This window comes from Nocardioides sp. P5_C9_2, from assembly GCF_054049555.1.
In genome coordinates this window covers 1-1,277 of sequence record NZ_JBFUMD010000714.1, presented here as the reverse complement: position 1 = coordinate 1,277, position 1,277 = coordinate 1, and the positions used below count along the sequence as shown (strand labels likewise).

The following is a 1,277-nucleotide window of genomic DNA, read 5'->3' as shown; positions in this document are numbered from 1 at the left end:
CGCTTCCCCCGACCACGAGCCCGAGATGCACGACAGCGAGCACCCGCTGTACGTCATGTACACGTCCGGCACGACGGGCAAGCCCAAGGGCATCCTGCACACCACGGGCGGCTACCTCACCGGCACGTCGTACACCCACTGGTCGGTCTTCGACCTCAAGCCCGAGACGGACGTCTACTGGTGCACCGCCGACGTCGGCTGGGTGACCGGGCACTCGTACATGGTCTACGGCCCGCTCGCCAACGGCGCGACGCAGGTGATGTACGAGGGCACCCCCGACTCCCCGCACAAGGGCCGCTGGTGGGAGATCATCGAGAAGTACGGGGTGACGATCTTCTACACCGCGCCGACGGCGATCCGCACCTTCATGAAGTGGGGCGACGACATCCCCGCGAAGCACGACCTGTCCTCGATCCGGCTGCTCGGCTCGGTGGGCGAGTCGATCAACCCGGAGGCCTACATCTGGTACCGCAAGCACATCGGCGCCGACCGGACGCCGATCGTGGACACCTGGTGGCAGACCGAGACCGGCCAGATCATGATCAGCCCGCTGCCCGGGGTCACCGCCGGGAAGCCCGGCTCGGCGATGCGGGCGCTGCCCGGCATCAGCGTCGACGTCGTCAACGACGAGGCCGAGTCGGTGCCCGACGGCTCCGGCGGCTACCTCGTGGTCAAGGAGCCGTGGCCGGCCATGCTGCGCACCCTGTGGGGCGACGACCAGCGCTTCAAGGACACCTACTGGTCGCGGTGGGAGGGCCTGTACTTCGCCGGCGACGGTGCGAAGAAGGACGACGACGGCGACATCTGGCTGCTCGGTCGCGTCGACGACGTCATGAACGTCTCGGGCCACCGGCTCTCGACCACCGAGATCGAGTCGGCGCTCGTGTCGCACCCCAAGGTCGCGGAGGCCGCGGTCGTAGGAGCGGCGGACGAGATGACCGGCCAGGCGGTCTGCGCGTTCGTCATCCTGCGCGAGTCGGCGCTCGGCGACGACGGCTCGGCCCCCGAGGACCTCATCGAGGAGCTGCGCAAGCACGTGCAGAAGGAGATCGGCGCGATCGCCAAGCCGCGCCAGATCATGATCGTCCCCGAGCTGCCCAAGACGCGCTCGGGCAAGATCATGCGCCGCCTGCTCAAGGACGTCGCCGAGCACCGCGAGGTGGGCGACGTGACGACGCTCGCCGACTCGACGGTGATGGACCTGATCAAGGGTCAGGAGGGGTCGGCCTCCTCGGAGGAGTGACCCGCCCATTCGGCTCGACGCGGGGTAGTGCGGG

1 protein-coding gene is annotated in these 1,277 nt (G+C 68.8%); it reads left to right on the top strand.

Translation table 11 applies throughout. The features are described from left to right. Window positions 1-1,243 (top strand): acetate--CoA ligase (locus tag ACXJKL_RS21235; RefSeq protein ID WP_457208973.1); only part of this gene is annotated, 1,243 nt, incomplete at its 5' end. Between the last annotated feature and the right edge of the window lie 34 nt (window positions 1,244-1,277).